The 4,873-nt window shown below is 72.2% G+C and carries 7 protein-coding genes; 3 read left to right on the top strand and 4 right to left on the bottom strand.

Features of this window, described 5'->3' with window-relative positions; genetic code table 11:
* Nucleotides 1–66: 66 nt before the first annotated feature.
* On the bottom strand, nucleotides 67–489 hold the full coding sequence (locus tag FV223_RS20045; protein ID WP_147728653.1) for a type II toxin-antitoxin system VapC family toxin: 423 nt from the start codon (nucleotides 487–489) through the stop codon (nucleotides 67–69).
* Complete coding sequence (locus FV223_RS20050) at nucleotides 486–734, bottom strand: plasmid stabilization protein (RefSeq protein WP_147728654.1); 249 nt, start codon at nucleotides 732–734, stop codon at nucleotides 486–488. The genes FV223_RS20045 and FV223_RS20050 overlap by 4 nt, the downstream gene beginning before the upstream one ends.
* A gap of 163 nt (nucleotides 735–897) precedes the next feature.
* On the opposite strand from FV223_RS20050, the gene catC reads away from it, so the two are divergent.
* Nucleotides 898–1,173 (top strand): muconolactone Delta-isomerase, encoded by a 276-nt coding sequence (gene catC / locus FV223_RS20055; protein WP_147728655.1) that lies wholly within the window; start codon nucleotides 898–900, stop codon nucleotides 1,171–1,173.
* A 48-nt stretch (nucleotides 1,174–1,221) separates the two neighbouring features.
* Here catC and FV223_RS20060 read toward each other — a convergent pair whose 3' ends face one another.
* Nucleotides 1,222–2,439 (bottom strand): ABC transporter substrate-binding protein, encoded by a 1,218-nt coding sequence (locus tag FV223_RS20060; protein ID WP_147728658.1) that lies wholly within the window; start codon nucleotides 2,437–2,439, stop codon nucleotides 1,222–1,224.
* A 310-nt stretch (nucleotides 2,440–2,749) separates the two neighbouring features.
* Here FV223_RS20060 and FV223_RS20065 point away from each other — a divergent pair, with 310 nt between their 5' ends.
* Nucleotides 2,750–3,058, top strand: coding sequence for a YciI family protein (locus FV223_RS20065; RefSeq protein WP_147728656.1), 309 nt, complete (start codon nucleotides 2,750–2,752; stop codon nucleotides 3,056–3,058).
* Nucleotides 3,059–3,071: 13 nt separating this feature from the next.
* On the opposite strand, the gene FV223_RS20070 is transcribed toward FV223_RS20065, so the two are convergent.
* Nucleotides 3,072–3,941, bottom strand: a complete 870-nt coding sequence (locus FV223_RS20070; protein WP_147728657.1) for an amidohydrolase family protein — start codon at nucleotides 3,939–3,941, stop codon at nucleotides 3,072–3,074.
* Between the two features lie 253 nt (nucleotides 3,942–4,194).
* Between FV223_RS20070 and FV223_RS20075 the strand changes: the two genes are divergently transcribed.
* A partial coding sequence (locus FV223_RS20075) for an MFS transporter (protein ID WP_246689736.1) occupies nucleotides 4,195–4,873 on the top strand: 679 nt, incomplete at its 3' end.

Here is a 4,873-nt window from a genome sequence, read left to right on the forward strand (position 1 = left end):
GCATTCCCGGCTGCGCCGACGCGCTCGGCCGGCGCCGGGTCGCCCCGCGCCGTCGAGACGCGTCCGTCAGGCGGACGCCCAGGGATCGATGACGGTGATCCCGCATCCGGTGAAGTCCCGGGCGTTGCGCGTCGCGAGGCGCGCTCCGCGCGACCGCACGATTGCCGCGATCTGTCCGTCGATCTGGCTGATCGGCTGGCCGGCCTTGCGCCGTCCGACGACGATCTCCGGGTAGGCCGAGGCGGCTTCGCCGTCGAAGGATAGGACCCGCCCCGCCATCTCGACCTCGAACATCGTCCGTGCCGCTTCCGTCAGCCCGATGTGCCGCCGCCCTTCCGGCAGGAGGGCGAGGCCGTAGAAGATCTCGGCCTGCGTCAGGGTCGTCGTGAACAGGCCCGCGATCGGTTGCTGGGTGAGCCAGGCGAGGAGCTTCGGCTCGGGGCTCGCCCGCATCAGCTCGGAGAGGACGTTGGTGTCGAGGACGATCACGCCTCGAAGCTCGGCGGCTCCCGGCCCGGGTCCCGCGGCACCTCCGGCAGGTCGACGCCGCCGAGCGCCGCGAAGCGCTCATGGATCGCCCGGCCGAGATCGCGCGGGCGGGAAACTTCGCTCGAGAGCGCCGAGCGCAGGATGTCGCGCGCCTCGTCCTCCATCGATCGGCCGTGCATCGCGGCACGGATGCGAAGGCGCGCCTTGAGCGCGTCGTCGATGTTGCGGATCGTCATCACGGCCATGGGCGCGCCTGTCGTCAATGACTGCAGATTATTCCTTGACGGATCGACCGGCAAGGATCGCTCGGGCCTGCGGTCGTCATCCGCACGGTCGCCGTCCATGATACGCGATGGCCGAGCGCTCCCGGGAGGGGCGAGCGCCGGCTCGTGACGCGAGGACGCATCGATGCTGTATCACGTCAGGATGGACGTCCATCCGCCCACGCAGCTGCCGCCGGCCGAGTTCGACCGGTTGAAGGCCGAGGAGAAGGCGCAGGCGCGGGCGCTCCAGGAATCGGGCCGGTGGGTGCACCTCTGGCGCATCGCCGGGCAGTACGCCAACATCAGCGTGTTCGACGTGGCCGACCACGACGAGCTGCACGCGATCCTCTCCGGCCTGCCGCTGTTCCCGTTCATGAGCGTGACGGTGACGCCGCTGGCCCGGCACCCGTCGGCCTTGTGAGCGGGGGGCCCCTTCCCTCTCCCCTCTGCGGGAGAGGGAAGGCTGGGGTCACGGGTTCGTCACCAGCCTGCAGGTGCTCTGCGCCAGCGGCTGGAAGGCCTCGTCGCCGGGGATGGTCTTGAGGATCGTGTAGAAGTCCCACGGGCCCTTCGACTCGGCCGGGGTCTTCACCCGCGCCAGGTACATGTCGTGGACCATGCGGCCGTCGGGGCGCAGCTTGGCGTTGCGCGCGAAGGCGTCCTCGATCGGCAGCGCACGCATCTTGGCCATCACCGCGAGGCCGTCGTCGGTGCCCGCCGCCTCGGCCGCCTTGAGGTAGTGCAGCACCGCCGAGTAGTCGCCGGCCTGGACCATGGTCGGCATCCGCCCGCCCATGCGTTCGCCGAAGCGCTTCGCGAAGGCGCGGGTGCGGTCGTCGAGGTCCCAGTAGAAGCCCGTCGTCAGGATCATGCCCTGTGCCGCCTTCAGGCCGACCGAGTTGACGTCGGTGAGGAAGATGTTGAGGCCGCCGAGCGACTGGCCGCCCTCGGCGATGCCGAACTCGGCGGCCTGCTTGATGGTGTTGATCGTGTCGGCGCCGGCATTGGCCATGCCGATGATCCGGGCGCCCGAGGCCTGCGCCTGGATCAGGTAGGACGAGAAGTCGGCGTTCGGGAACGGGTGCTTGACCGAGCCGAGCACCGTGCCGCCCTTGGCCCGCACCACGCGGGTGACCTGGGCCTCGAGGTCGTGCCCGAAGGTGTAGTCGGCGGTGATGAAGAACCAGGTGTTCTTCGGGTCGTCGGCCAGCGCCGCGGCGGTGCCGGCGGCGAGCGCGTGGGTGTCCCAGGACCAGTGCGCGCCGGTGGCCGAGCAGGCGGCGTTGGTCAGCGCCATCGAGCCGGCGCCGGAATTGATGTCGACCTTGCCCTTGGCGCGGGCGACCTCGCGCACGGCGAGCCCCGCCACCGACGAGTTCGTGTCGAAGATCGCGTCCACCCCCTCCGTGTCGAACCAGCGGCGGGCGATGGTCGAGGCGATGTCGGCCTTGTTCTGGTGGTCGGCGAAGATCAGCTCGACCTTGCGGCCGCCGATCGCCCTGCCGAAATCCTCGATCGCGAGCTGCGCCGCCGTCACCGAGCCCTTGCCAGCGAGGTCCGAGTAGCCGCCGGACATGTCGGTCAGCACGCCGATCCTGATGCCGCCGTCGGCGTATTGGGCGGAGGCCGGCGTGGCCGCGAGCAGCACGGCCGTGGACAGCGCTGCAGCGAGCGCGGATGCGGGAATGGTCCTTGCCACGATCGTCCTCCCGGGGGCTTGTGGTCGCGAACCCGATTCGCGTGCCCGCCCGCGGATTCGGTGATCCGGCCTCGCCCGGTTGGCGGTTTTTCCCCGCGTCCGGAGGCAGGCCAACGCCGTGCGCGAGGCCTCGCGCGCGGCCGGCTTCACCTATAGCGGCGTCCCGGTGCGCGATCGCGCCCGGCCGGGGCGAACCGGTGAGAACCGCCCGCGGGTGTCAGGAAGCCCGGGCGCGCCATCGCCTGCGCCGCGCTACACAAACGATCGCCGCCATCCGCAGCCCGCCCCCGGAGCCGCCATGCCGTTCATCATCGAGACCTTCGACAAGCCCGGCCACGAGCACCTGCGCCGCGCGGCGAGGGCCGAGCACCTCGCCTTCCTGGAGGCCCAGGCCGCGCGGCTGCTCGCCTGCGGCGCGAAACTGTCCGACGACGGGTCGGATGCGGGCGGCGGCCTCTACCTCGTCGACGTGGAAACGCGGGCGGAGGCCGAGCGCTTCATCGCCGAGGACCCGTTCGCGAAGGCCGGCCTGTTCGAGCGGGTCGCGATCCAGCGCTGGCGCAAGGCCTATCTCGACGGTCGGAGCTACCTGAAGCCCCAGGCCTAGCCGAAGCCCAGGCCTAGCCGAAGCCGTAGAGCGCGCGCGGGTTCTCGACGAAGAGCCTTCGGCGCCTGGCCTCGTCCGGCACCCAGTCGGCGATCAGGTCGAGGAGCGTCGCGAGCTTCGGCGGCCCGTCCCAGGCGGCGACGTGCGGCCAGTCGGAGCCCCACAGGCAGCGCTCGGGTGCGGCGTCGTTCAGCGCCCGGGCGAAGGGGATGGTGTCGGCGTAGGGCGCGCCCGCCACCGAGGTGCGGAACGCGCCCGAGAGCTTCACCCAGGCGCCGTCGCGCACCAGCGCCACGAGGGTGGAAAAGCCCGGGTCCGAAAGGCCCGCCGCGGTCGGCATGTGGCCCATGTGGTCGACGACGAAGGGCACCGGCAGCCGCGAGAGGCGCTGGGCCAGCGGCGGCAGGCTGCGGGCGTCGATCAGGAATTGCAGGTGCCAGCCCATCTCGCGGGCGAGCGCGCCGTAGGCCTCGACCGCCGCGAAATCGATGCCGCCGCCGTAGAGCACGTTGAGGCGCAGGCCGACGATGCCGGCGTCCTTCATCGCGCGGAGGTCGCGCTCGGGCAGCCCGAGGGGGATCACGGCGATGCCGCGCAGGCGCTCGGCGTTCGCGGCCAGCGTCTCCAGCAGCAGCCGGTTGTCGGTGCCGTGGACGCTGACCTGGACCAGCACGCCGTGGGCCATGCCGGTGGCGTCGAGCATCGCCAGGTAGGCCTGCGCCGGCGCCGCCGGCGGGGTGTAGCTGCGATTCTCCACGAACGGATGGGCCGGCGGCCGGCCGATCACGTGGGCATGGCTGTCGACCGCGCCCGCCGGCACCGCGTAGCGCGTCGGGCCGGCGGGATGCGGATCGGGGGCGGGGCAATCGCGGATCGGGATCATGGCGTCCTCTCCTCCGAACTCGACGCAGTCTTTCCCTCCCCCCTGAGCGGGGGAGGGTGGCCCGCGCAGCGGGTCGGGAGAGGGGAGCGCGTTGTCCGGAGAGGTCGCTCCCCTCTCCCGACCCTCGCTGACGCGAGGCCCGCCCTCCCCCGCAGAGGGGGGAGGGAGAAGCGCGCGTGCCTTGCCGCGCGCTATCGTATGGTCGAGGCCGGACGAGCGGGGCGGATCTGTGCGCAATAAGGAGCCTTCGGGAATGAGCGGCGCGGAGGATCCACCGGTGCGGGCGGGCCCGCAAGCCGGAAGCGCCGTCGCGATCGCAAGCTTCGGCATGCGGCTGCCGACCCTGCAAGATCGCGGCGCCCGCTACGGCGTGTTCTTCGCCACCTATCTCTACCAGGGGCTGGTCGCCGGGTTCTCGCTGACCGCACTCGCCAACCATCTCGCGGCGCAGGGCGTGTCGAGCGCCGAGGTCGGCGTCCACTTCGCCATCGCCGGCCTGCCCTGGACGGTGCAGCCGATCCTGTGGGGGCCGCTGGTCGACCGGGCGAGCGGGTTCGCGATGGGGCGGCGCCGGGCCTGGAGCGTGCTCGCGATCCTCGGCTGCCACGCGGCGCTCGCCGGGCTGCTGCTGGTGCCGGACGCCCGCGCGCTCGGCGCTCTGGGGGGCGTCTTCCTCGTGCACAGCACCTTCGCCGCCCTGCTCGACACCGCCTGCGACCGGATGGTGATGGACCATGTCCCGCCGGGCGAGCTCGGGCGGATGAGCGCCTGCACGCGGGCCGGCTTCGTCGCCGGCACCAGCCTCGGCGCCGGCCTGTTCGGCTGGCTGCTCGCCGCCTACGGGTTCGGGTTCAGCACCGCCTGCCTGCTCGCGACCGCCATCCTCGCCGGCCTGCCGATCCTGCTGGTGCGCGAGGCGCCGGGCGACGCCC

The organism is Methylobacterium sp. WL116, from assembly GCF_008039455.1.
Taxonomy (GTDB): Bacteria; Pseudomonadota; Alphaproteobacteria; order Rhizobiales; family Beijerinckiaceae; genus Methylobacterium.